Here is a 25018-nt window from a genome sequence, read left to right on the forward strand (position 1 = left end):
TCTAATATATACTTCGCCATGGACTACTAGGTTATTTGGAATTTCCTTGTTACTGTTTTTGATTAATCTTAAAGGAACCTCACTAACAGTTTTTATGTTTTCTGTAACATTATCTCCTTGCTCACCATTACCACGAGTTGCAGCCCTCACAAGATGCCCGTTTTTGTAAATGATTTCTATTGCTAATCCGTCGTATTTTGGTTCTGCTGTGTAGTTAATTTTCTTTTTTTCTAGTTCTCTGCGGCAAGTTTTATCAAAATTGTGGATATCATCACTCTTGCGGGTAGCTTTTAGACTTAACATAGGGTAAGGGTGCCTTACTGTTTCTAGCTCGTTTACTGGCGCGCCTCCTACTTTTTTGGTCGGTGAAGTTGGGCTTTGCAGCTTGGGCCACTTTTCCTCTAATTCCTGCAACGTTTTGAGAAGTTTGTCATACTCAGAATCAGAAATAACAGGGTCGTTTTTTATATAGTAACGGTAATTGTGGTAACGGATAGCATGCCGGAGCTTTTGTATTGCTGATTTAGCTTTTCTTTCTGTTTGAATCGCGCTCACATTGATTTTTGGTTTTAGTTCTAGATTTTTTGGTTTTTCCATAGTTTAGCCTTCTTTTTGCAGTAGGTTTTGAAGTTCTGTTAGAGGGTAGGTATTTAAAACATCGTGGGGTTCTAACCAACCGCGACGGGCTTGATTGATCCCGTATTTTAGGAAATCTAGTTCTTCTAAGCTATGTGCATCACTAGAAATAGTCATTTTGACCCCTAGTTCTTTAGCCATTTTTGCATAAGCATCATCTAAATCTAGCCGGTCTGGTTGGGCGTTTATTTCTAGAAAACAGTTTTTTTCCTTTGCCTTTTTGAAAACCTTTTCCATATCATATTCATAACCACTCCTGCCACCAATTACTCTTCCTGTTGGGTGACCGAAAATATGAAAGTAAGGGTTATCCATAGCATTTAAAATTCTTTGAGTTTGCTCTTTGGGAGGTAAGTTGAATTTAGAGTGGATAGAGCAAGTTACAATGTCCAGTTTTTTTAAAGTGTTGTTTGGTAAATCTAGGGAACCATCTTCCATAATATCTACTTCAATGCTGGAAAGAATGGTAATACCGTCGAGTTTTTTGTTTATTTTTTTAATCTGTTTAATCTGCTCTTCTACTCCTTCTTTATCTAGTCCTTGGGTTATTCCCATGTACGCAGAGTGGTCGGTGATAGCAATGTACTCGTACCCTAATTTTTTGCACTTCTTGACCATGGTTTCTATAGGTTCTTCTCCATCACTGTTTTTGGTATGTATCTGGAGATCGCCGCGTATATCATCTAGCTTGACCAGGTTAGGGAGGTTTCCTTCCTTTGCTGCTTCTACTTCCCCGCGGTCTTCTCGTATTTCAGGAGGAATGTAGGGAAGGTTAAACAGTTTGTAGATTTCTTCTTCTGTTTCTCCGGCAACACTTTCTTCTCCTCTAAAAACTCCGTATTCATTAAGCTTTAGTCTTTCTTTTAATGCTAGGTTCCTTAATTTTATATTATGAGCTTTGGAACCAGTAAAGTACATGAGTGCTGCGCCATAACTTTCTTCTGCCACTACTCGCAAATCGACCTGTATCCCTGTGCGAAGTTTTACAGTAGATTTGGTTTCTCCCTCGGAAACTATTTCGCCAATATCTTCAAATTCTGTAAAGCGGTGGATAATTCCTTCTCCTTTTTTACCTGTGGTAAGTATGTCAATATCCCCTACCGTTTCTTTCTTTCTGCGGTAACTACCGGCAACTACCACGTCTTTTGTGTTGGGATCTTTTTTGAGATATTGGACAAGGGGTTCTACATATTGTTCAGCAACTTTTAGTTTTGTTCTCTTTTCTTCTCCTGGTCCCTCTTCCAGTGCTTTTTTGATTTTGGCAGTTATTTTTTCGCCAAAGCCGTGGAGCTCTTGCACCTTCCCTTCTTCTAGTGCTTTTTCAAGGTCTTTGGTAGTTTCGATTCCTAACTCTTGGTGCAAGTCCCCTACTCTTTCTGGACCCAAACCCTCGATGCTAAGTAGTGTAGTTAAAGCTTCGGGGAACTCTCCTTTTAATTCTTCCAGCTGTTTCAGCTTGCCGGTTCTTGCAATTTCTTCCAGCTTATTGGCCATATCTTTCCCTACTCCTTCAATTTCCGTTAGATCTTTTCCCTTATTAACCATATCTTCCAAGCTACGGGAAAGATTACGTACTTTTCGGGCCGCGTTGCGGTATGCTCGGATCCGAAACTGGTTGGCTCCTTGGATGTCCAAAATGTCTGCAACTTCTTCTAAGATATTTGCAACTTCACTGTTATACACTGGCATTGGTTATTTATATGTTAGCAAGAGTTAAAAAAGTATTCTACTGAGAAGGGGTTTGAAAGAGAAAGTTCCCCCTTTAAAAATTGCACTATAACCTGTTTGACCTCATCACACCATTGTGTAATGACTTTACACAACCTCATTATTAATTATCAGAATGGTACCTCGCAAAGGTAATACCTTTGATAGCTTGGTAGCTTTTGTAAAAGAAATGAATGATTATGCATATCAACGTACTAGTACGTTAATATAAGAGGTATTCCGAGACCAGTGGGTTTAGAGTTTATTCAAAGAATTCGTGGAATGGTGGGGCAATTAGTCTTCTCCCCCTTGGGATTTGATTTATTTTCTCAATATCTTTTCTTTCAAGCTCAAAGTTTAAACTTTCAATATTTTCTCGAAGATGGTCGGGTTCTGCTGAGCGGGGAATGACTACTCTCCCCTCTTGAATATGCCAGTTTGTAATAATTTGGGCTGGAGTTTGCTTATATTTTTTCGCTAGGTCTTGTATAACTTGAATTCTTAGGTCTTGTCCCTGACCAAGGGGAGAATAGGCGGTAATTATTATGTTGTGCTCCTCGCAGAAAGTTTGGAGTTCTTGCTGAGTGAAGGAGGGGTGATATTCTACCTGGTTATTGGTGATTTTTATACCTGTTTTCAGCGCTTCCTTTAAGTGGGAAATTGTAAAATTGGACACTCCAATTGCGCGCACTTTCCTCTGCACTTTTAAAGTTTGCATACCGTTTAACGTTTCTTCAATGGGAATGGTGCTGTTCGGCCAGTGAATAAGGAGAAGGTCTAAGTAGTCTGTATTTAGCTCTTTTAAGGTTCTGTTTCCTGCTTTGACAACAGCAGTTTTTTCTAGGTCTGTTCGCCATATTTTGGATGTTATAAAAAGCTGTTCTCTTTTAATGCTACTTTTATTAATTACATCGGAAATTACTTGGTGGTTGTTGTAAGCGTCTGCTGTATCGACGTGCTTGTAGCCAAGTTGAAGTGCTGCTTCTACTGCTCTTTTGCCCCTATCTTTTCTTAATTTCCAAGTACCTAGGCCTAGCATTGGTATTTCTGTCTTAGGATTAAGTTTTTTTGTTGGTATTTCCATAGTGAATTTAGTATATTTATAAGAAGTTAAAAATGTATGAAAGTAATGTAAGAAAAAAGTAATGTAAGCGTACCTAATTTAATGTGCGGTTTTGACAAGAGGGGCAAAAGTAGGTTCCTCTGCTTCCAATAACAATTCTTTTTACCTTGCCTCGGCATTGGGGGCATTCTGCATCGTCCTCACGGTGTTGTGCGAGCCAGGAGCTATCAATTTTGTTAGTTATACCCTTTTGCAAAGTATGTTGCATAGTCTCGTAGATTTTTTTCCACTCCTCCTGACCAAATTTAGTTACTTTGGTTTTGGGATGTAACTTTAAGCGGTAACATATTTCGTCCGCATAAACATTTCCTATTCCGGAAATTATGTGCTGATTCATAAAAATTGATTTAATCATTGCAGTGCGATCTTTTACTTTGTTGTAAAAGCTTTCAAAGTCAGTGTGCAAAGCATCGGGTCCAAACCCCCTTTCTTGTATATACTGATCTGGATCATTTGTAATTGAGAACTCGCCCAATTTTCTTATCGATGTGAGAGCTGTTGCTGAATGAGGAAAATAAAATATAAGTTTTGCGTATTTTGGCAGCTTTTTATCTTTTTTGAAATGTACTACATTACCTGTCATTCCAAAATGGGCTACCAACCATGTATCTTTTGAGGTTTTGCAAAAAAGGAATTTTCCGTAGCGCCTTGTATTTACAAAATGCGATCCTTCCAATTGATGTTGTAGATCCTTGAAAGAAATGTTTTTGAGCATTTGTTTACCTTTAACCTCCACTTTTTGGATAGTTTTATCTAGGGAAGTTTCTTCGAACTTGCGCCGAAAATGTTCAACATCGGGTAATTCTGGCATTTTAATCAAGTAGGGTTTTTAAAGTTTTAGCATTTTCTATAGCGTAGGCGTGTGCATCATTGTTAAAGTATGCATATACATCTAGGTCTGTTGCATCCCAGTTTTTTATGCGTCTGCTCCATTTGTTTAAGGTGCTTGTCTTGTACTTGCTTCTATAGAAGCCATCCGGTCCGTGAAAGCGGATGTAGACAAAATCACTAGTAATCTTTGTTGGAGAGGGTGCGTCGCGGTGATCGTGAATGCAAAAAGCAAGCCCCCCTTTTTCTAGCAAATCGTATATTTCATTTTGGTACCAACTTTTGTCTCGGAACTCGAATGCGAAGCTGTATTTGCTTGGTAGAACTTTAATGAATTTTTCTAGGCGTTCTTTGTCTACATGCCATTGTGGTGGTAGTTGAAAAAGAATTGGTCCTAGCTTATCTTCTAGTAATTTAATATTTTCAAGCATGTTAGAAACAGTTTTTTCCGGTTCTAGAAGATTCTTCATATGGGTAATATAACGGTTAGCTTTTATGGAAAAGAGGAAATCGGGAGGAGAACTTCCTTTCCAGCTTCTGACTATTTTTTTGGGGGAAAGGTTATAGAAAGTATTGTTAACTTCTACTGAGTCAAAGTGACTAGCGTAATAAGGGAGGTAATTTTTTTCTTTTATGCTTTTGGGATAAAAAGAACCCCTCCAGTGGCTATAAAGCCACCCTGATGTTCCAACTTTAATCATGGGTTAATGGTTACGCTTGGAATTTATTCTTACTCCACTCGACAATGTTTTTTGCATCATCCTCAAGTGCTTTCCCAAATGATATTCCCAAGGCCAATGCAATAGTTAGAGATAATCCTTGTGCTATTGCGCCTACAACTTGGCTTGCAATTTGCAAGTAATCCATAATTACTAGAATAAGAATAAACTTTCCCAGCGGCTTTACTATTTGGATAGCGAAATCAATGATTTTACTATCCCAGGAAGTACCCCTTATATTAATTTTCTTAATTATGCGGGCAAGTAGATTGATTGCGTACGAACCAATAAGCCAAATTATTATTGCAACTAAGATTTTTGGCACAATAATGCCTAATTGGGAAACAAACTGCTGTGATGCGCTCACAAATGGGTTTACTAGTGCTGACATTTAATTCACCCCCTTTCTGGATTTAGTTTTACTAGATGCTAAATTTGACACTATCAGGGTGCTTTCAAAGTAATTTTAAGACTAGGTAAGAAAAATGTAAAAGCTTATTCTTTTATTTTATACCCAAACCCACGAATAGTGTGAATCAGTTTTTTGTCAAAACCCTTATCAATTTTATCTCTTAAATAGCCAACGTAAACATCGACTACCCTGCTTTCCACATCTTGTGGATAAGACCAGATACGATTGAGTATAAACTCACGGCTTAGAACTTGTTCTTCGTGTTCCATTAATAATTGAAGTAACTTAAATTCTCGTGGTGTAAGCTCTATTTCTTTTTCACCTCTTTTTACCTCATGTGTCTTTTTGTCTAAGGTAAGATTTCCTACTTGCAGTTTTCCTGTAATTGTTTCTTGTGGTGTAAGCCTTGCATTGATTCGAAGCAGTAAGTCCTTTGTGTTTATTGGTTTGAGGACAAAGTCGTTAGCACCACATTTGAACTTTTCAATTATTTTTTCGGCTTCTTGCTCCTTAAGAATAAGGATTATAGGTAAGTCTGGTTTTTTTCTTTTTATACTTAGGCAGACTTCTTCACCCTTAATGTCGTCTAGCTCAAGATCAATGAGTACTAAATCTGGTTGTTGGTTTTCAATTTGGTTAAGAGCTTCACTTCCTTGTTTTGCTACCTGCACTTGATACCCATTCTCAGAGAGAACGTCACTTAGATATTCTTGTAAGTCTTTGTCTTTTTCAATAAGAAAAACTTTGGTCATTTTTATTTAAGGGCGCTGTAATTTGAATTGGGGTTAGGGTAGCAATTTGGCATTGTAGGAAGTTCTAGATCCAGCCTATACATAGTTGTAAAGAATTATACCACAGGGTCTTGTTTAAAAGCTTTAAGAAGTTTTGGCGAAGGAAAGCTTGCTCCGCAAAGCTCCGCCAGCTGGTGGGAGCGAAGTGGGGTGGTTGGTGCGCTCAGCGCACCTAAATGTTGCAAGCTGCCCTAAACCACATGGGATTTAGGGCATGAACCATGTAAGGGTTATGGCTACGCCACACGAGGTGGCTTGCTACGAACTTCGATGAGTGTCATGGCAGAACGTGGTTCATGGTTGAGCAGATTGGTCTAGAACCTATTTTACCCTCTGGGGCGAAACGAGACAAATGAGACAGTATAAAAAAGGGAGTCCTAAAATTACCTGATGTAGTTTGGTACACCCTATCTACCGGAAAACACCAGAGTGAAACCCTTCAAAAAAATTAGGGATTATAGTATCGGTTTTATCGAAACTCTCGTAAAATTTATAGTACGTGACCAAAGCTTCTAGCCAATCCCTGCGTGGGCTAGCAACGAATCTTTCCGCTCTTTCGATAATTGCCATATTAAACTCCATTGCTAGTTCTGGCGGAAATCCTTGATCAATTGGGGGATTCGTATTGACAAGTAGCACCTCGCCCGAAACTGGAAAAACAAACTCTTTTAGACATTTAAGAGGGTCGCGGTCGTCGATACCTCTGGTTACTATTGGGTTATCACCCACAATGTACCAGCTCTTACCGTCCGCGGGATAAAGGAAACGCCATCTTCCGATACTGTCATCCCAAGAATTGTCTCCATAAAATGGCGCAAAGGGTAGTACGAGTTTCAACGATTTTTTGAAAGCTTGGGAATTTTTTATTGCACTCAAGATCTCTTCAGGTGCCTTTTTACCATTTTTGTTAACTACAGAAAAGTAGTTAAGCGTATGGTCCTTATTAAAAGCGATGCTTGAAAGATTTTCTACAGCTCCAATATTGGTCGGTAATCTCCAATGTAGGCAGAGTATAAAGAAGAAAAGGCTCATCTTGTCCAAGAGGTCGATTTCGGTAATGCTGGATGACTTCCTGATTTTGTCGAACGTGGCCCACGACTCACTTTCAACATGTGTATATGCACTTTCCAAAAAGTCTGACTTTTTTCCTCCGGGAAAACTTACAGTATTGAGGTTATTTTCAAAGAATACAGCATCAGGAGTAGTTTCGAAAATACTCCTATTTCGCTTATCGTAAACAAAGAAAGTACCACCGCTATTAGTAAAGCCTTTGAGGTAATGTCGGGGGAGATAGTGATGTTTTTTGCTGGGTTTGTTCGTCATGAATAACTAACCCCTTATTCCTGATAGATTAAATTGCTTCATTCTTTTATTCTTCCGGAGCAGATGAAGGACTTGGAACGACTTCATCACTAAACACAAATCCTTTCTTTTTCAAACTTTCTATTAAATCAGGTAAGTTTGCCATTTCTCCTTTTAGCAGTTCAGCTAATCTTCTATGAACATCATCAATATCTTTCTTAATATATTCTTCCCTAAAAATCTTTTGAGCTTTTATAAAATCATCCGCAAACTGCAAGGCGTGTATAAAAACCCGCTCTTTACTAGTTGGATTAATCCTGACATACAGATGTTTATCTTGAAAATCAACTCCGGAGTAAGCTTCAACTCCTTTTTTGAAAATCGCTTGATGAACAGCTCCACACCTAACCGCGCCGTAAATAACTTTAGCCACCCATTGTTCTCCGTACAATGTATTAACTCTCCCCATCCAGTTTTTTATAAAGGACCTCGATCTCTCTGAGCTATTGCCTATTTTTTCACCTCTTTTATTAATTTTATAAAAACCTTTTTCTAAGCCGCCGAGAAAGTCTATACCCGCACTTACCAAAAGAATATACGGTATAGTAAAGCACAAATCACTTCCCCTCATCTTTTTTAGGTCCTCAAGAATCATTTCGTCGAAGTATGTCTTTAAGTAATTCTCTATATAAATCAGCTTTTCCTGTTTACACATATTTTGTCTCCGTCACTTTACGATTTTTACTAAATCTTCTTCTGTTTCATAACACCTCAACCGCCCGCTCAAATACCCAACCCTGTAAGACACTCCGTCACTCATTAATTTCCAATTCGTACCATCTAGGGTTATTTTAACAAGCTTTTTCAGCTGATTTCTACTATCATACTCCTCGCGATTGGGATTAGCCTCCTGGGCAGTGAAGGGAACAACGACGTATTTTCCTATTTCTGGTCTTTCGAGTTGGAGGTTAATAAACTGCTCTTTGGCCAGAGCTTTACCAAGAAGTTCATGTAATTCGACAACTGTTAGCTTTTCGAGTTGTTTTGCTTTTTGGTAAGCGGGATCTGCTTCTTTCTTCTCTTGTTCTTTAACGCTTTCCATGAAATTCGCAACTTGCGTCATGTGCACAACTGCTTCGTTCCCTTCTTCCTCTGTAAAGCAAAACTCTGATCTGTATTTTGCAAGTAATTCTTTACCTCTCTTCTCCTCTTGTTCCCGTTCTGCTTGCCATTTGTGGTGATCTTCAACCTCGGATTTATTGTAATCACAACCGCTACACGCGTACTTCCAAATCGTTTTATCTTCTTTTTCATCTGTCGTGATACTTACTTTTATTTCGTTCTCGCATTTTTCACAGATTTCTGGTGTGCTTTCGTACTTCTGGCCATTATCAAAATAACCTTCTCGGTAATTGCATTTAGGACATTCGTGGAGAAATAGTACTTTTAGGGGTTTGTTTGCAAGGTCCTGAAGTGTTTTGAGCGTCGGCTTCATCAGAACATCGCACTCAGGGCAGTAGAGTTCGGCGGGGGTAGCATTATCAAAATGATCCTGTTTGGCCTTATCTTCCGAAATCCAAAGATCCAGTGTTTCTTGCCTGTTCTTAAACCTTTCCAACTTTACGGAGTGGATAACTAAGTTAGTCATTCTGGACCAATCTGTTTCCAGCTTATCTTTTTTAATATCCTGACTTGTTGATTCTTCTTTCAGTTCGGAAAGCTTTTCTTGGAGGGTTTGTACCCATTGAATACAAATTTCTATGGTTTGAAGATCGTATTTATCTTCGTAATGTTGTGGCAATTTTAAATATTTTTCCATCTGTGTGGGAAAATAATTTAGTTTTCAATATAGGTAATATTTTCAAGTAGCACTTTAAATTTATCTGTTGAGTAGTCGGATAGAGGTGTTTTCGTTACTTTTCCATACGATGTTTGTAAATCATCAAGAACCTCGGTATTAGAAAACTTATCTTTAATTAACTTTTTAATTTTCTGTTCCAATTCCTTACTGCACCAACACTGCAACCCGCCACCTTCATAATCCGGCTCGATTCCTAAATTAAATTGCACTTTGTTTTCCGACTCAAATTCAAATTGAAAATAGACAAACTTAGGGGTCTTCTTGACTTCCAGTTGATCAATTATACATTTGCCTGATGCTAATTGGTTGTAAAGGGCCAGAAGATCTTTAACTTTTCCTTGTTCCGAGCGACCCTTGTAGGCAGTAATAAACTCGTCATCGCTTGGGATCTTTGTATGGCGGCGAGATTTACCGATGTCCTTTTTTACCTCACTTCCAAAAAGTTTGGGGATAATAATTTCAAACTCTTCATGTTTGTAATATTCCAATTCCACGGCGTAAATAGTAAATTCGCTATTCTGATTGACAAACAAAATAAGGTCCTTTAACCGATTGTCTAATGCATCCATCAAAACAACAAATCGATAGTTCCCATCTATAATATTCTGTCCCACAGTGTCCAAAACCGTAGTTGTATCCTCCTCAGAAAGTCCGTAGAAATTACGAATACGAGTGTGAAGAGGTTCATTCAAGTCCTTTGTAACGTGATTTGCAAGTTCGTTCAGGAAATCCTCGCGATTTCGGAAGTGAGCCCAAAGAGCAGCTCCGTAATCAAGTACTTGCGCAACTACTTTGCGCTTATCGGTATTTTTATAAAGTTTTGTTTCAATTAAATAAATCTCGCCTTCTTTATCAATACCTACAGCATCAATTGGACCGCTAGTGGTATTAAACTCCCTAGCAAGAATCAATAGACGAATATCTTCTTTTATTTCGTACAAAGGAATACTTTCGGGATTTTCATAAATATATTCCTGCAATTTGCTTTCTTTGCCAAAACTTTTACTTTCAGTAATTACAGCGTTTTTTCCGTTCTTAGTTATAACAATAGACATTTTATAGTTCACTAAAGCAATTTAGAATTAGTTTTTCTAGCTCTTTAGCTTGCTCTATATTCTCAATAGTCCTTGAAAAGTCGTCGAGTTTTTTTATTGTTCCCTCATTTAATCCCAGTTTTTCAAAATTAACAAAACCAAAAGCAATGTGCGCGCCCTCCGGATATATTCCAAACAGGCCAAGCTTTTTAGGTCTTGGGTTACTGGTATCTAAATATTCTATCCCGAGTTCTTTGCTCCGGTATCTAACGTAAAGATTATTGTATTTCTTTGCGAGATCTTTAATAAATGCTTTGAGATAGAGCAAGGCTTCTCTTACGTTATCGTCGTGGTTATGTGCCAATTTATCGAATTCCTTCTCTGTTATTCTGTAGGTTTTAGTTACGCTTTTATAATTGTCAGTGGCGGTTTGGAATTTTCCCCACGCTGTTTTTAAATTAGTCCCAATACGATTAGCACTAATTTTTTCCAGCTTATTAGAGCTATTGTTTAGATTTTCCTTGGACAAAAGACTCTCTAACTCTTTAAGAATTTCTCTTCCCCTTTGGGATTCTAATTCATTGAAGTTAAACTGAATTAAGGGTTTAGTTTTTTTCAAATCTTTGGGATTAATAAGTGCAGAATAAAGTTTGGAAGTTCGGCCAGAGGTAATTAATACCCAAGGGGTTTCAAGCTTCAACGTATATTCCAGACATTGATCTAAGTATTTCTCGACGGGCTCCTCCCAGGATTTTACTTCTACAATTAAGAGGGGTTTACTATCCTTTCCCAAGACCACAACATCAGCCTGGTTGAGCTCAAAAAAGAGATCTTTTGAAGTGTCGTAGCCTAAGAATCTTAATAGCGGTAAAACAAACTTAATCTTTACATTCTCTTCCGATCCGCGCTGAGCGGTAACAATGTCTTGGCTCACTTTAAGGTTGCGTAAATATTCAATTAGATCTGCTCCCTTGTTGAGATTCGCTTCTGCCTGTGTAATTAATTTCTGATGCTCTTGTGGCAATTCTGAAAATTTACTGGCGTTCGCAACAGAATCAACAAAGTCTTTTCTACTTTCCATGCCAAGACCAAGAATAGGCTCGACCATCATTAATTTTCCAACTCTGCGGCTTAATTCAGGCTTCATTTTAGATTTTGAACTTTCTGACCGTGGGGCTTAGAACTTATGTATTAAATTAGTTCTTTTTTTATTTCTTGGTATAGACAAATCAAAGTCTCAATATCCTCCTCTTTTAAGGTCTCAATATCTACATTGACGTAATCCCAACTTTTGCTTTGTTTAAACTCCGCGGTTTTAATTTTATCTAACACCTTCCGGCCATATTTTTGGCCAAATTAGATAAGTTGTCATCGTAATAAAAATAACCGCTTACGGCTTCGACTCTTCCATCCGACCACCCGTGCATAATTGTTACTAAATCATCTTTATACGGGAACTTTAGTGTGTAAGAACCAGTCACTGCTCCCGTACCAAAGCTTATTTCACCCAGGCTTTCCACGCCTTTAAACAACTTCTTTGATAAAGAAAAAGCATCTGAATTAATATTTTTTGCTAGTTCGTTAAAGAAGCTATCCTTATCCCATTTTTTCCTTTTCGAGGGTTGTTCTTCACGCGCTTCTGTTTGTTTAATGTTTACGCCATGAATTTGAGGAACTAAAAATTCGCTATCTTCTGAATCTTTAAAATATCGTGCGGCAAGGGCATAGATTTGAGGTCCAGAGAAACTACTGGAATTTATGAATTCCAATATTCTTTTTAGGCTGTCATCTACATCGTCTACCAGAATGAAAAGTGAGAAATCACCGTTATATAAATTATTACCAATCGCTTTGCGGAATTCTTCCTCGGACCACTCTTCATCTTCTATTAAATCCGCCATTAAGTCCAAGAGTGGGTTCCCTTTCTTTTCTTCAACCATAGCGTCAAATTGCTCATAAGTTTTTTTCCAAAGAAAAGCTGCGTAATCTAGAATTTGCCCAATTACTTTTCTTCTTATTTCGGCGTTAGCGGCGAGTTTAGCTTCAATTATTGTTATTTTTCCATCCTCATCAATACCAATAATATCCGAGGAACCCGCTCCCGGTAGACCAAATTCTTTAATTGCAACTTTTATTTCCTTTCTATCCTCACTTATTTCGTGAATGGGAATAATACTAGGGTCTTCGTAAATTATTTCTTGCAATTCAGCCTCGTTCCTGTATCCACGCTGGTTGTAAGCTTCCCATTTTTTGTTATTCTTTTCGCGTTTGAGTATTTTCATTTTGATTATAAACTAAGTTTCCAAAGCGCCCTTTAAGCTTCGCTTTTCTGCTGCCTTTGTTATAAAACGGGAGCCCTACCAATTAGATTGTGTAATCTCTAAGTTACTAACGGGCTAGCAATTACATCCTAGCTTACAGAACAACAATTGTAAAGCAAATACTTACTACCTGTGCGTTTTACTATTGTGCGAATTAGCTAACAATAAAATTATGCTTAGCAAGAAAAGATTCACACAGATTGTAGGTGATAATATTAGGGAATTGAGGCAGGAAAGAGGCTTGACTCAGGATGAGCTCTCGCATAAGTGCGGTTTCTACAGAACTTACATTAACTTAATTGAAACTGCCAAGAGAACTCCATCCTCCTACACACTATTTAAAGTAGCAAAAGGTTTGGAAGTTGAGGTTGATAAGCTTTATCCTTCTACCGTTTAAGTCTCTAATTCGTAGTTTCTTCAATCGAGAAGTCGCCTGGAAGTTTATCTGGCCATGCTTTTAGAATAACTAAATCGTTGTTTTCTGCATAATTATAAGCTTCCTGATATAAACTGCGAGCTTCTTTGTGTAACCTATCCTGTTCTTCTCCAAAGGTTTCCCGGTTTGTTTTTGACCAGGCAAACATTCCTTCTTCAATACCAGATTTTTGTTCCAGAAGGGATTCTAAGATTTCCATATGCTCATCAGTTTTGCTTTGGATTTTCTCCGGATCCGCTTCTTTCAAATCGGCAATAATTGTGTCCAGCGTCAGAAGGTTTTCCTTGTTTTCTTTTATTTTCTGGAACAATTCTTCCTCGTAAGTTCCGTTGTTGTATAAAACTTCAATAGTATTGAACTGCGTAATCAAATTAGCGCGCGTCATTGCGTAGGAAGCAAATTTTTCGGATATAGTTTCCACAGGTCCGCCACCAACAATAGCTAACAAATTACTCATAAGCTCAGCTCGAATATTAAAAAACTTGAAGATCTCCATCATTCCCCGGAATGTTGGCTCCATACCGTTTCTGTAGGCTTGGAAAGCTTCGTAATCCTTTTCGTCGGCTCTTTTCCGCCGTTCAAGGAATTCGGAGTATTCTTTTGCCAGTTTGAGTTTTTTCTGCTCTTTACCGATTCTTAGCATCTCTTTGTATGCCGAGTTTCTTTCATCCATATGGGTAATAAAATCATCTATATATCCTTGCACTTCCGTAAGGTTCTGTAATTTGCTGACCATATTTACAATTGCAAAATCAGCATCCTGTGAAGCTTCCTCCGCGCCAATGTAATTTTTGCGGTACTTCTTTTCTAGATGCAATGCACCCGCTTTTGGATTTATATTTTCGTAATAGATAGTATCTACTAGAAAGCTCTTTAAACTCTCCCGAAACAAAAACCCGCCGACAACGGCGGGAATAATTAGAGAGATTAAGAATATTTTCTTTGTTGTTAATTCCATTAAAACTATTCTATCACACAGAATTCTGGGGCGGCTTGAGAACGTTTTAAGAAGTTACTGCGGGATTTTGCTCATTGCCCTTAGAATAATAAGATTACAAATTATTATAATTACTTGTATTCTCTGCGGTTCCGTACCAGAAATCTTCGTATTCAAAATATAGCGAATAAAATTCATCCCAACCACGTTCTAAACCTTTATCAAATATATTTATTAAATATTCTCTGGAGACGGTGTCCAAATCGCTTTCCATTAGCTTTTCTACTATATTGGCTATCTTTTTAGCTATCAGGGAATCGCTTAGCAATGGTTCTACTTCCGCTACCTGGTTGTTAAGTATTTCGAGGCATCGTTCTTTTTCAACATCAACTTCAATACATCTTGAAAAATAATTTATTAAATGAGATTGTGCAGGCACGTTCTTTGTGTTCTTAATTAATTGTGCAACTAATCCATTTTCGTCTAAGAACTTAAAGTGCTTTGGTTTAATTTCATCTCTTTCAAACAGAAAAGAAGCCCGTTCAACAACTTCAAAGCTATTTTGAGGTTTAAGGAGCTCTTTGAGATATCGCGCAACCTTAGTTCCTTTATCGTCCTTTATCATACTTGGTAATTGCGATTCAAAAACAAATGCCAAAGAGTGTTGTGTAGTCTGGGTTCCTTTTCTTCCTCCTACAACTTCGTCAACCAAGTCCTGTATTTCACAGCAACTAGCATATTTGTACGCTATTAACTCACCAAGATTTTCGTTAATTTTCTCATCTTCGTTCTCAAACAAGGACTTTATAAAACTTTGTTGTTCAATAAACTTCTTACAGTCTAAGTTGGCGAAGAACTGAATAAGAGGGAAATCGATCTCTGCAATTCTAGCATCTTTAAAATTATTAATAATTCTTTTGCATAGAGAGTAATCTTTACCAATTAAGTATTTAAGGTTATAAATAAGAGTCGCCTTTACAGCGTTTGTAGTATCTTTTGCTAATTCCTCCAACCTTGCGGCAATTTCGCTATCCTCAGGGAAATAATGGTAAAAAGCAACAAGGGCCTCGGTTGCCTTACCTCGAACGGAATTAATCCCTTTAATTATAGCATCGTCTGGTCGATAACCATTAGATTGTATTGCTCTATCGTGTACTGGGTCGGAATCTTTAGATAAACTAAGTAGGGATTCTTTGATTTTTCCGAGCGTAGCATCTTCATAATCTTGTATATCTGGTTTCTGGCAAATACCGTCAAAATGTCTAGCGAGTTCCATCCTTGCCCATATGTCTTCTGATGATAATAATGGTAATAATCCACTGATTCCGGTAATATCCTTCGGTTTTTCTTGTATGTACGCTTTTACCATTCCGCTTGCAAAATGTGGATCAATTTTTTTACCTCTCATCTCTGAAAGTAATTCTTTAAGTCTGTTTGGGTCTTGAGTTATTAAATCGGCAAAGGCTGAGCTTAAATCGTAAGGTTCGGATACTTCTCCTGATGTATGGTCAATCATCCGTTGTACCAGTTCACTATTGCACTCGCTTTGTAACTCCTTGACGGTCGGTTTCGACGTTGGTTCCTCCCACGAAGACGCTACAATAGGAGGTCTTTCGACTTTTTCTTTTAACTCGAGTTCTTTGGAGATTATATCTAAATCTGATCTTGTATCGCTATTAAGCTTTAGTGTGTGCTTTTGTAAAGTTCTAAAAGAGATCAAGTAAAAGACTTCATAATTTGCATTAAGTAATTTTTCAATAATTTGGGAAGCTCGCTTCTTATTTGATTTAGAAAGCTTATCTAATGCTTTTTCAATCTCCAGTGCTATTCGTTCTTTTCTGTTGTGATTGTATTCTAAATTTTCAAATGATTTATCAGCAAGCCAGATATAAGAATAATCGCGAATTATTCTAAGCTCATCAGAATGATTACCATATTCTGATTCCAGGGCCATTAGCTCTACCTCGATTGCTAAGTCGATTGCTTTATCAGCGTATGCGGAGTTATTCAACAACTCGCTTAAAGCCTTTATTGTTTCTTCAAAAACCCAATTTTCATTGTCTCTGCCTTGAAAGGTTAAAGCGAGGGTAGGACCACCCTGAGTAACATCCTGCTGAGGTGGCGCATAGAGAAATACTTTTTTAAGTATCTCTAAGACTTTGGCGATATTCACATCAACAAAGGTTAGTACAGCTTTTGGAACTTCCCGCCTAACCCAAGGATGTTGGTGCTCCGCCACACGTGAAAAAATCTCCCATAGCAATTCGATATTTTGCTTGTCCTTAGGTTGCATCTTGCCAAGCGATTTGACTAAACTGGATAAGATGTTGTAGTTCTTTGTATTTTTTTCGAGTTCTACGATAAGAGGCAAAATCTCGTCTGAATATTCGGGCGCGCATGTTTCAAAGTAGTTAAGAAGCTGGAATTTAACAGTACCATCTTCATCTTGCTCCACAATCGATCTAATCACATTCTCCTTTATTCTTGGAAACCATTCTGCCTTGTTTAGCTTCGATAAATTTCTCAGAAAATGCCAAGCTAGTTTTCTATCATCTTTAATGATGTGTAAGGTTATCTTTTTCTCTTTCTTGCTAACGACTCCACCTTTATTCTTAATAAACTTGAGTAAAAATGAGAGTTTCTCATGAAAGAAAACGTTTTTGTCTGTCAAAATATGACGTGGTTGCCCAAGGACTCCTATGGGAGCTGTTGGTAGTTGTCCTCCCGCAAGTAACTGCTCGAAATCATATTTAACAGCCGTATATTGATCTAGTAGGCTATTAATCTTTGAGAAATCCCAAACTCTGATTCGCGGAATGTGAGGTGTGTAATTTTCTAATATGTTTTCATGGTACCACTCAGTCCAATCCTTGCCGCTTAATTCAACAGGTGTGATTAGGATGTAGTTTTTAGGCAAAGGTTTCTTTTTGATAACCCCATCTAATTCTTTTAATAATTCACTTTTAAACTTGCTCTTGAGTTTATTATTGTCGTTTCTCCCATGATCTCTGTATTTAAACTGAAACCACCAAATCCCCTCCCAATCGTATTTATTTTCACCTGCTATCAAAAAAGCATCGCACTTATTATCCCTTCCTACTTTATTAGTAGGTTGAACGTCAGGTGATATCTCAGAACGTAGGAGGCGTAAACACAATCGATTAAAATCCTCCTCCCCTAGTTCGCTAAATTTGAGAAAACTCCATTGCTTACCTAAATAGTATTTATTCATCTTTGCTGCTCTCTATAATCTTAATTTCCTCCGGTGAGAGGTTGTATAGTTTGTAAATTAATTAATCGATTTGTTCTTCGTGTTTTCCCATCTAATAAATCTTCTACAAAGTTGTTACTCCAAGTTGTATTAATCGGATTGCTATAATATCTTGTATCGCGTAGGCCAATCTCCGGGTTAAATCGATCAAGTGGCTGAAATCGTTTTTCTGAAGGGCGTTTTCTTGCTCACCCGTGGTTTGGTTGTTGAGATACTCAAAAAATCTTTTATTTTTTTCACTATGCATTAACGGTTGTAAACCTCCGTCTACTTCGTAAATAAGAAAACCATGTTTGAGTACATAGTAGAGAGGGGATAAATTTTCGTTTGGTTCTACCAAATCTTTGCAGGTTTTGATTATATTATTAATTCCTTTCTCGATTCTTTCCTTTTCCGGTTTTTCTAACTCTGTCGGGAACTGAATACCTAAATCTTCCGCTTTGGATATTCTTGCCGTATCTTGTTCTGGATTAAACTTCGTGTTTATAAGCGTGCTCAAGTAATTCTTTCCATCTGCAGCGGATTTAGTCGCTTTTAGAAATTTGTAAAGTGTTTCCTGTTGCATAAAGAAGGCTTCTATTGCGAGAAGGTACAGTAGCGCCCTTTCGTTACAGGGTTCCATATCTACTGCCTTATCCCACAGGGCCTCTAACTCTAGTATCCTTGCTTTAGGGGATAATTTAACGTAGCCTTTAAGGAATTCGATTTCTTCCTGTTTAGTAAAATTGGTCAATTTGTACTCCCTTCCACAATTCCAATTTCCTCCGGTGTTAGGTTGTAGAGTTTGTAAACTAACTGGTCAATTTGAGTTTCTAAATCTTTAGTATTTGAGTTGGAGTTTTGTTTTTTCTTTTTGATAATTTTGTCAACCAAAGGTTCAATTTTTTTTGCGGTCTGTCTATCTAATTGTGGCAAGGGAAAAGGCTCAAGGTATTTTGATGAGAAAGTATAGTACCCCCCTCTAAGAACGTACCCAGTGGTCTTAATAAAGAACCAGAGGAGTTTGGAATTGAGAATCCCTAATAATCCAAGATAACTATGTTGGATATTATTCTTCTTGACTAGGCTATAACACTTTGTGTTGTGATAATATTTGCCTTTGGAATCGAAAGACATACTAGTTCCCAAAGATATTTCCGGTGTTATTATTTTTGGACGTTCTATATCCGTGATACCCTGCTTTCTACTATAGAGAAACCACTCTTTGTTATTATCAAATCGTCTATTCTCTCTCGCTCGTAGTACTGTTTCGTTTTTTTTCAAGTAGGAATAGCCTAACGGAAATCTTGTTTTTAAAAACTTTTCAGTTACCCCCCTCGTTTTACCCTTTTCAAAATGATATGGAAAGATAGTATAGTGAGAGGCTTCCAACGGCTTGTATTTGTCGACATCTTTTCCTTTCAAAATAGGTTTTAGTAGTGCTCTTTCGATTGTCACTCTTGACTGTAATTCCGCAGAAAATCCTGTAGTTTCTTGGTTTTTAACTGTACAGTCTTCCAAGAAGAATACCGATTCTTTACCGGATGCAATTCCCTGAGAAACTCTGGCGAATACAGCACCTACACTCAAGGGTTGTATATTAATTTTTTTTATTACTTTTATTGCATCTTTCCCTGTGAGTATCCAGGCTTCCTTTTTTAGCCATTTATTATCAATAACAGAAAACTGATTCTCCTTCAGATTGTTAAGGGCCTTTCCTATATTTTCAGCTTTAGGTAGAGCTTCCTTAATCTCTTTGTATTTGATTTCTTCAAAGGGTTTTGGAGAAATCCAAATTAGAGAGGTATAATTTGAAACGTTGAAAACTTGATTGGAACCAAACGAAATAAGCTTTTTGACGGAACCTTCTCGAAGTGTAAATTCCCTTAGGCCTCTTCCAAACCGAGAGTTAATCCATTTGTGGGGCATTATGTAGTTTAATACACCTTGTCTATTGAGTAGCATAAAACCTTTTTCTGTAAATAATACATATAAATCATAAGAACCAGTCGCTGTTTCATATTTGTTTTTGTATATATCTGTCAATTCGGGTGTCGATTTTTTAATACCTTGAATTCGCAGGTAAGGTGGGTTACCAATGACAATATCGAACCCACCCCGGTCTTCAAAAACTTCAGAAAAGTTGATGTGCCAGAGAAAGAATGGTCTAGTGTTGGATTTTTTGAATTCTTTTATCTCTTCCAACTTGTTTTCTTTCCCTTTTTCTTTGAGCGCTGTTTCTATCAAGTCCCAGGTTAAATCCTCAATTTGTTTTTTTAGCTTGTCCTTTTCAGATTTGTGTTTTGCTTTGAAGAACTTATTTCTTAGCTCTTGCAATCGGTCAGTTAATTTTTCCGTTTCTGTTTTTACCACTTCAAATTTTCCTTGTTCTGGTTCGTCCTCACCATCAATATCGAGCTTAACCCCCTCGTACTCACTAAGAAGACTATTGCCCTGCATGATTTTGTAGTCCAAATTAGGAAGAGCGCGGATATTGTGACGGCTTTCTTCATCTACAATTAGGGAAAGCCAAAGACGGAGTTTGGCAATTTCTACTGCACCAGGGTCAATATCCACACCGTAAAGGGAGTTTTGGATTGCATGTCGTTTAAATTCGTAGGTAGTGCGGTCTCCATCATCAATAAAAGGAGTGAGGGCACGGCGGGCGCTAACAATTTCCTTCATCATACCTACAGGAAAAGCACCGGAACCAACAGCAGGGTCACACACTTTTATCTCTGCTAACTTTTCGTCAATGAAATCTGCATTTTCCTTAACGAGTTTTGGCATTTTGGAGGTATAGGTTTCCGTTTCTTCGTTCTGCTTTTCCACCTGTTTTTCGTGCTCTATCAATGATTCTCCGTGTTCCACCAACACGCGAACAGCTTCTTTTAGTTCGTCCTCTTTAACGCTTCCCAATTCTTCGGCAAGTTCCGTTGCCAAGTAGTTGATTAAGCTTTCTTGGCACATATAGTGAACAATTTCCCGCGGGGTGTAGTAAGTTCCTTTAGATTTTCTATCCTCCACTTCTAACAGATTTTCAAATACTTTCCCCAACATTTCGGGGTCAATTGCTACTTCCTTTTCTAGAGGCTCGTCTTCTTTAACTGTAAAGTTATAACGGTCAAAGATATCTAAAATCCCTGTGCCTATATCTCCTTCTTTTGTTTCCTCTTTGTTGGAAAATAACTCGTTGGATAAATTTATATCGGTGTGCACCCAATCATAATCAAAAATAGGGTCAAACAAACCTCCGTTCAGGAAAGGAATTTTGCAGTTAAAGCGGCTGTAGTAATCATCCGGCCGTTCCACAGCTAGGGCTTCGTAGAAGAGCGGTTCCAATATATCGTTAAAAAAGTTATCGTAATCGGCGAGCTTACCCTCAAATAAACGGCGGAGGAAATCTTTTGGTCCCGTACCCCAATCTGCATCACGGGATACTCCAAACCAACCCTTCTTTTGTAGAAAGTAAAGGAAAACAATTTGGCCAAGCAACTTTTTGGCGAAATCTACCGTATCTACATTTTTATCTTCAAAGTCTTTTTTTACCGCCTCATTTTCTTTTGAAACTTTGTCTAAAGCATCTTTAACCTTATGGTAAAGTTTGCGGTATTTTTCAAAGAATTCCTTGGTAACAACTTCAATGTCAAAAGCGTCTTCCAAGTCTGTAAGGCTAGGTTTTTCTTCGCTTGTTAGGAGAGGCAGAAGTTGTTTTCTAGCAGTATGTGTATTTTCGTGTTCGCCAACCAGAAAAGACCACCGCCTTGCCGGAGTTAGCTCCTTTTTTATTTTAACGTTACCTTCGCTAGTTTGATCCAAATCGTACTCCATTTTAACTAAAGAAAAACGCCAATCTTCTTGGTTCGGAGCAACGAAAGCAACCACTGCCGCGTCTTTGGCATAACTACGACTGCTGCTAAGGTACCAAGCAACAAAGTTACGTTGCATTGTCCGCGCTCTTTCTAGTGAAGTTTCTTTTTGCAGTTGTACAATAAGGATATCTAGTTTGTTGCCTTTTGGATCGGGGTACTTACCAACTCTGGTTAAAGTTTTGATGTATTCCTGATAGGATTTGCGGATAGTGTTTCCGCGATAGGTAAAAGTAGCAGGATCAATGGACTTGAAGAGGTTTTTAATAAAATAGGTGAATTTCTCCTTTTCAAAGGAGCTGTCGAAGGTTTCTGTTACTAATTGTTTTGCTGATTCTTTTTTCATTCACTACTAACTAAATATTCGGAAAGGATTACTTCCCGCGGCCCGGCTGTTTGGGCGCTGCTTTCGGCTAAAGTTTCTTTAAAGAATTCGGGGGCAATGTTTTTTCTTAGCACTGCCAAAAGTTTCAAAGGATCAATACCACTATTTTTTAGCTCTTCGTCAAGTTCTCTAGCCAATGTTTTTGTGGTCTGTTTGGGCAAGCCGCCTTCTTGCAAAAGACGGACCGTATCACGAATGTATTGTTCATCTTCCTCTGTAAAACCTTTGTACTGCTTTATTGGTTTGGAGCTTAGAATTTGCATGACTTTGGTTGCGCTGTCTCTTCCACCTTTTTTCTTAGCTAACTCTATTGCTTCTTCTGTTGTCGCAAACCGGAATTCCTCTTTATTCCGAGCTAGGTAGTCATAATAATGCTCACCAACATTTTCTCGCGGTGTTTTAGGATCAATTTCCAATATATTGGCGGCTTGGAAGAAATCCAATTCTTGGGTTTCTGCTTGGTCTGTTAAATAGAACTTCTCTAAGCGACCTTTGCGCATAAAAGATAGAAGTGCGTCTATCTCTCTTGTTTCCATTTTCCTTGCTGTCCTTGCTTTTTTAGGCAACCGCTTTACCTTTTCAAAGAGATCGGGGTCATCATCGCGAATATCACGGATTGTTTCTAGATATTTTAATTCGCTTTCCTCTTCTTGGTCTTCACCGGTAATAGTTTCCTTGCGGCTCAACTGCTCAAATAGGTCGTGGGATTTTATTTCCTCCCCTTCGGTTAACAGGCGCGCATCGTTACCAAGCATCTCAATAAACATTTGGATTTTGTACTCAGCGGCTTCTTTTAGCTTAATTTCTGTGTTTGCCTGGCTGGTGGGAAAGAAACTGTAAGTATAAATCTTTTCAAACGTTGTATCGACGCGGTTAATGCGCCCGGCCCTCTGCATTAGGCGGGTGGGGTTCCAAGGAATATCGTAATTTATAACTACATTGGAACGGTGTAGGTTCACACCTTCAGAGAGAACTTCGGTACTGATTAAAATCCGGTAATTGTCTTTAGGATAGCGGGCACGGGCATCAAAATTTTCAATAACTTTTTCCCGAACACTGGCGCTGGAACCCCCAGTAAAAAGCAGAACTTTTTCTGGGAATACTTGGCTAAGGTTCTTTTCCAGGTACTCTGCTGTTTCTTTGGATTCCGAGAAGACAATTAGTTTGTTTTCACTAAGCAATTGATTAGATTTAAGTAATTCAATAAACTCTTCTAGTTTGGGATCACGGTTTACCTTTCGCCACATGGTTTGGATTTGGTTTAGAATTTCCAAATCTGCTTCCAATTTTTCTTTTAGAGCCGGGTCAAAATCCTTACTGCTATATCTTTTGGCTTTGTCTTTGTCAATAAGCCTTTGTATTTCTGCATCGTCGTCATTTTCCAGAAGCTCAAAAATTTTATTGATATATTTTTTGCTAACGTAAACTTCACCATCCTTATAAGCTTCTAAGAATTGCTCATAGGAATAAATAAATCGCTCAAGAGACTTCCGAAATGCATAGAAACTGCTCTCTAGTCTTTTAATGAGAAGTATTTTCATAAACCGGCCCATGTTTTTTTGACCCTGCTCCTCGAAATCCTTGTCCTCTCCCTCGTAATAAAGCATTGGCATGTAGCGAGCGTAATTAAATTCTTGAGCAATTAATTCCACGGTTCTACTGAATATTTTGTCCTCTTGACTGTTTAGCTGGTAGAAGATCTGTTCTGGCTCCGCTACATCCGGAAATTTGAAATTTTGTTTCTCTAAGTCTTCGCCGTAATATTTTTGTACCTCATGACGAGTACGCCGCACCATTAAATATTTAAGTACTCTTTCCCGAATTTCACGCCCGTTTTGTTGGACAGTATCAATATATTTCTCGTAATCTTCTTTGCGATCCAAACCTTTAAGGCGACCTTCTAGGCTTGAGAAAAATCTTACCAAATTTGGTGTCCCGGGAATGGTGCTTTTACGTGATTTTTGAAAAAGTTTAATCTGGCTAAGAATATCCTGCGGTCTGTTGTTAAGCGGTGTTGCGGTCACAAGAATTACTCTTTTTCCCCGGCAAATCTGAGCTAGATATTCGTAGGTTTGTGTGCTTTCGTTTCGGAAACGGTGCGATTCGTCAATGAAAACGTTTTTGTATTCACCTGTACCTTTAAGGGCTAGCCTTTCCAGTTTGCCAATTGATTTGAAAGTTGCTGCCTCGTTGAAATCTTTAAAAACATTTTTCCACGAACCAGGATTTGCTTCTTTTAGAAGTGTTGGAGGCGCTAAAACAAGGTTTCTACCTTCTAGTTGCTGGGCGAGCATTGCTGCAACATATGTCTTGCCAAGCCCAACAACATCGGCAATAAAAACCCCGCCGTAGGAGTCTAGGATCTTTTTTGCATTCAACACTGCTTGTTTTTGGTACTCCAGTTTTTTGAAGTCTGGAGGTGTGTACTTAAAGAATAAATCTTCCTGTTGACTAAGATCGCTCTTGAAGTATTCGTAAAGAAACTTTAGGTAAAGCTCGTAAGGTTTAATTGTATTGTTAAGCCATGTACGTTTTTGTATCGTCTCGACATACTTATCACTTACATCGACAGCGTGTTTCCAAAGCTCCTCAAATTTATCTTTTGCAAAATTGTAATCACTTGATTTTTTTAGCTCCACATTGAACTCCAAGTTGTCAGCAAAACCACTTTTTGTGAAGTTGCTTGATCCTGTGATTACCCGCCCCACATCACGATCGCCCTTCTTGAATGTCATTATATAAAGCTTAGCGTGAAGATTTTCTGTTGGGTAGGCTTTAATTTCTAGTTTGCCCTTCGCTGCCCATTCAATGAATTTACGGACACCTTCTTCTATTTCTGGGTCATCCGGAGATTGCTCCATTTCCTGGGCAAGAAGATTAGAGAAGTGTTTTTTGGCTTCGGGATGGGAATATTGAAATTCAAGTTGTGAGGCTTCCTGGATGAGCAGCGCAGTTTCGGGGTTAGTACTAATACCGATGAGAATGCGGATCTTTTCTGTGTCTTCCAAGGATTTGTAAATTGCGTGGAACCCGCTAGTATAGAAATACCCAACCAAAACATCAAAAAACTCTGTATCTTTAATGAGGACTTTAAATCTTTCTAGCAGATTCCTCTCGCCCTCGTTGGTTATAAATGTTAGGTCTGTGTTTTTACCAGTGTTGGAAGGCTTCGCCACAATAGATACATTTTACTATAAATATAAGGTTTTAACAAAGTCCTTTAAGTTTCCTTAGGCGAATGGCTCTCCTGCAAAAAGTGTGGTTAAATCCTGAATTATTACTTTGGTTACGGGTTGCGACTTAAAAATAACATCCTGAGAGTCTCGAAGATAAATCTATTTCCCTTTTCGAGCCCTGAACCACTTGTGGTTCAGGGGGAGAAATCAAAATAGAAATTTTCCGCTTCT

General features: G+C 38.2%; 19 protein-coding genes. 1 reads left to right on the forward strand and 18 read right to left on the reverse strand.

The genetic code is table 11. The annotated features are described in order from the left end of the window. The 13 genes from U9M98_03560 to U9M98_03620 all read right to left on the reverse strand — a co-directional run. The coding region (locus tag U9M98_03560; protein ID MEA2020758.1) for an NAD-dependent DNA ligase LigA at positions 1 to 597 on the reverse strand (597 nt) is incomplete at its 3' end. A gap of 3 nt (positions 598 to 600) precedes the next feature. Further along, positions 601 to 2325 (reverse strand): DNA polymerase/3'-5' exonuclease PolX, encoded by a 1725-nt coding sequence (gene polX, locus U9M98_03565; GenBank protein ID MEA2020759.1) that lies wholly within the window; start codon positions 2323 to 2325, stop codon positions 601 to 603. Positions 2326 to 2605: 280 nt separating this feature from the next. After that, positions 2606 to 3427, reverse strand: coding sequence for an aldo/keto reductase (locus tag U9M98_03570; protein MEA2020760.1), 822 nt, complete (start codon positions 3425 to 3427; stop codon positions 2606 to 2608). A gap of 73 nt (positions 3428 to 3500) precedes the next feature. After that, positions 3501 to 4277 (reverse strand): DNA-formamidopyrimidine glycosylase family protein, encoded by a 777-nt coding sequence (locus U9M98_03575; GenBank protein ID MEA2020761.1) that lies wholly within the window; start codon positions 4275 to 4277, stop codon positions 3501 to 3503. 1 nt (position 4278) lies between these two features. Next, positions 4279 to 4995 (reverse strand): DUF72 domain-containing protein, encoded by a 717-nt coding sequence (locus tag U9M98_03580; protein MEA2020762.1) that lies wholly within the window; start codon positions 4993 to 4995, stop codon positions 4279 to 4281. Between the two features lie 10 nt (positions 4996 to 5005). Continuing rightward, the gene (locus U9M98_03585) at positions 5006 to 5404 is read right to left on the reverse strand and encodes a hypothetical protein (GenBank protein MEA2020763.1); all 399 of its coding nucleotides are present in this window, start codon (positions 5402 to 5404) and stop codon (positions 5006 to 5008) included. 104 nt (positions 5405 to 5508) lie between these two features. Continuing rightward, entirely contained in the window at positions 5509 to 6177 is a 669-nt protein-coding gene (locus U9M98_03590; GenBank protein MEA2020764.1) for a response regulator transcription factor, read from the reverse strand. Positions 6178 to 6627: 450 nt separating this feature from the next. Beyond that, on the reverse strand, positions 6628 to 7539 hold the full coding sequence (locus U9M98_03595; GenBank protein ID MEA2020765.1) for a DUF4238 domain-containing protein: 912 nt from the start codon (positions 7537 to 7539) through the stop codon (positions 6628 to 6630). Between the two features lie 46 nt (positions 7540 to 7585). Beyond that, positions 7586 to 8233 (reverse strand): hypothetical protein, encoded by a 648-nt coding sequence (locus U9M98_03600; GenBank protein MEA2020766.1) that lies wholly within the window; start codon positions 8231 to 8233, stop codon positions 7586 to 7588. 12 nt (positions 8234 to 8245) lie between these two features. Further along, a complete protein-coding gene (locus U9M98_03605) occupies positions 8246 to 9337 on the reverse strand; it encodes a hypothetical protein (GenBank protein ID MEA2020767.1) in 1092 nt (363 codons plus the stop codon). A gap of 17 nt (positions 9338 to 9354) precedes the next feature. Further along, entirely contained in the window at positions 9355 to 10434 is a 1080-nt protein-coding gene (locus U9M98_03610) for a hypothetical protein (protein MEA2020768.1), read from the reverse strand. Position 10435: 1 nt separating this feature from the next. After that, the gene (locus tag U9M98_03615) at positions 10436 to 11560 is read right to left on the reverse strand and encodes a type I restriction enzyme HsdR N-terminal domain-containing protein (GenBank protein MEA2020769.1); all 1125 of its coding nucleotides are present in this window, start codon (positions 11558 to 11560) and stop codon (positions 10436 to 10438) included. A gap of 178 nt (positions 11561 to 11738) precedes the next feature. Beyond that, positions 11739 to 12695 carry a hypothetical protein gene (locus tag U9M98_03620; GenBank protein ID MEA2020770.1) on the reverse strand — a complete coding sequence of 319 codons (957 nt, stop codon included), beginning with the start codon at positions 12693 to 12695 and terminating at the stop codon, positions 11739 to 11741. 211 nt (positions 12696 to 12906) lie between these two features. On the opposite strand from U9M98_03620, the gene U9M98_03625 reads away from it, so the two are divergent. Beyond that, positions 12907 to 13131, forward strand: coding sequence for a helix-turn-helix transcriptional regulator (locus tag U9M98_03625; GenBank protein ID MEA2020771.1), 225 nt, complete (start codon positions 12907 to 12909; stop codon positions 13129 to 13131). A 4-nt stretch (positions 13132 to 13135) separates the two neighbouring features. Here U9M98_03625 and U9M98_03630 read toward each other — a convergent pair whose 3' ends face one another. The 5 genes from U9M98_03630 to U9M98_03650 form a co-directional block, all read right to left on the reverse strand. After that, a complete protein-coding gene (locus U9M98_03630) occupies positions 13136 to 14128 on the reverse strand; it encodes a hypothetical protein (GenBank protein ID MEA2020772.1) in 993 nt (330 codons plus the stop codon). A gap of 94 nt (positions 14129 to 14222) precedes the next feature. Then, positions 14223 to 17177 (reverse strand): hypothetical protein, encoded by a 2955-nt coding sequence (locus U9M98_03635; GenBank protein ID MEA2020773.1) that lies wholly within the window; start codon positions 17175 to 17177, stop codon positions 14223 to 14225. Between the two features lie 265 nt (positions 17178 to 17442). Further along, positions 17443 to 18000: a hypothetical protein gene (locus U9M98_03640; GenBank protein ID MEA2020774.1), complete on the reverse strand. Its 558-nt coding sequence runs from the start codon at positions 17998 to 18000 to the stop codon at positions 17443 to 17445. Positions 18001 to 18107: 107 nt separating this feature from the next. Continuing rightward, the gene (locus U9M98_03645; protein ID MEA2020775.1) at positions 18108 to 21572 is read right to left on the reverse strand and encodes a TaqI-like C-terminal specificity domain-containing protein; all 3465 of its coding nucleotides are present in this window, start codon (positions 21570 to 21572) and stop codon (positions 18108 to 18110) included. Beyond that, positions 21569 to 24787, reverse strand: coding sequence for a helicase-related protein (locus U9M98_03650; protein MEA2020776.1), 3219 nt, complete (start codon positions 24785 to 24787; stop codon positions 21569 to 21571). The genes U9M98_03645 and U9M98_03650 overlap by 4 nt, the downstream gene beginning before the upstream one ends. Between the last annotated feature and the right edge of the window lie 231 nt (positions 24788 to 25018).

This window comes from Patescibacteria group bacterium (assembly GCA_034659915.1).
Classification (GTDB): Bacteria; Patescibacteriota; WWE3; order JAUXAW01; family JAYEID01; genus JAYEID01.

What these genes read in the sequence shown, in the direction of transcription:
- U9M98_03595 (MEA2020765.1), bottom strand. Translation starts at nt 7,539, where the DNA reads ATGACGAACAAACCCAGCAAAAAACATCACTATCTCCCCCGACATTAC.
- U9M98_03605 (MEA2020767.1), bottom strand. Translation starts at nt 9,337, where the DNA reads ATGGAAAAATATTTAAAATTGCCACAACATTACGAAGATAAATACGAT.
- U9M98_03580 (MEA2020762.1), bottom strand. Translation starts at nt 4,995, where the DNA reads ATGATTAAAGTTGGAACATCAGGGTGGCTTTATAGCCACTGGAGGGGT.
- U9M98_03625 (MEA2020771.1), top strand. Translation starts at nt 12,907, where the DNA reads ATGCTTAGCAAGAAAAGATTCACACAGATTGTAGGTGATAATATTAGG.
- U9M98_03640 (MEA2020774.1), bottom strand. Translation starts at nt 18,000, where the DNA reads ATGGAACCCTGTAACGAAAGGGCGCTACTGTACCTTCTCGCAATAGAA.
- polX (MEA2020759.1), bottom strand. Translation starts at nt 2,325, where the DNA reads ATGCCAGTGTATAACAGTGAAGTTGCAAATATCTTAGAAGAAGTTGCA.
- U9M98_03585 (MEA2020763.1), bottom strand. Translation starts at nt 5,404, where the DNA reads ATGTCAGCACTAGTAAACCCATTTGTGAGCGCATCACAGCAGTTTGTT.
- U9M98_03610 (MEA2020768.1), bottom strand. Translation starts at nt 10,434, where the DNA reads ATGTCTATTGTTATAACTAAGAACGGAAAAAACGCTGTAATTACTGAA.
- U9M98_03575 (MEA2020761.1), bottom strand. Translation starts at nt 4,277, where the DNA reads ATGCCAGAATTACCCGATGTTGAACATTTTCGGCGCAAGTTCGAAGAA.
- U9M98_03620 (MEA2020770.1), bottom strand. Translation starts at nt 12,695, where the DNA reads ATGAAAATACTCAAACGCGAAAAGAATAACAAAAAATGGGAAGCTTAC.
- U9M98_03570 (MEA2020760.1), bottom strand. Translation starts at nt 3,427, where the DNA reads ATGGAAATACCAACAAAAAAACTTAATCCTAAGACAGAAATACCAATG.
- U9M98_03590 (MEA2020764.1), bottom strand. Translation starts at nt 6,177, where the DNA reads ATGACCAAAGTTTTTCTTATTGAAAAAGACAAAGACTTACAAGAATAT.
- U9M98_03630 (MEA2020772.1), bottom strand. Translation starts at nt 14,128, where the DNA reads ATGGAATTAACAACAAAGAAAATATTCTTAATCTCTCTAATTATTCCC.
- U9M98_03645 (MEA2020775.1), bottom strand. Translation starts at nt 21,572, where the DNA reads ATGAAAAAAGAATCAGCAAAACAATTAGTAACAGAAACCTTCGACAGC.
- U9M98_03600 (MEA2020766.1), bottom strand. Translation starts at nt 8,233, where the DNA reads ATGTGTAAACAGGAAAAGCTGATTTATATAGAGAATTACTTAAAGACA.
- U9M98_03615 (MEA2020769.1), bottom strand. Translation starts at nt 11,560, where the DNA reads ATGAAGCCTGAATTAAGCCGCAGAGTTGGAAAATTAATGATGGTCGAG.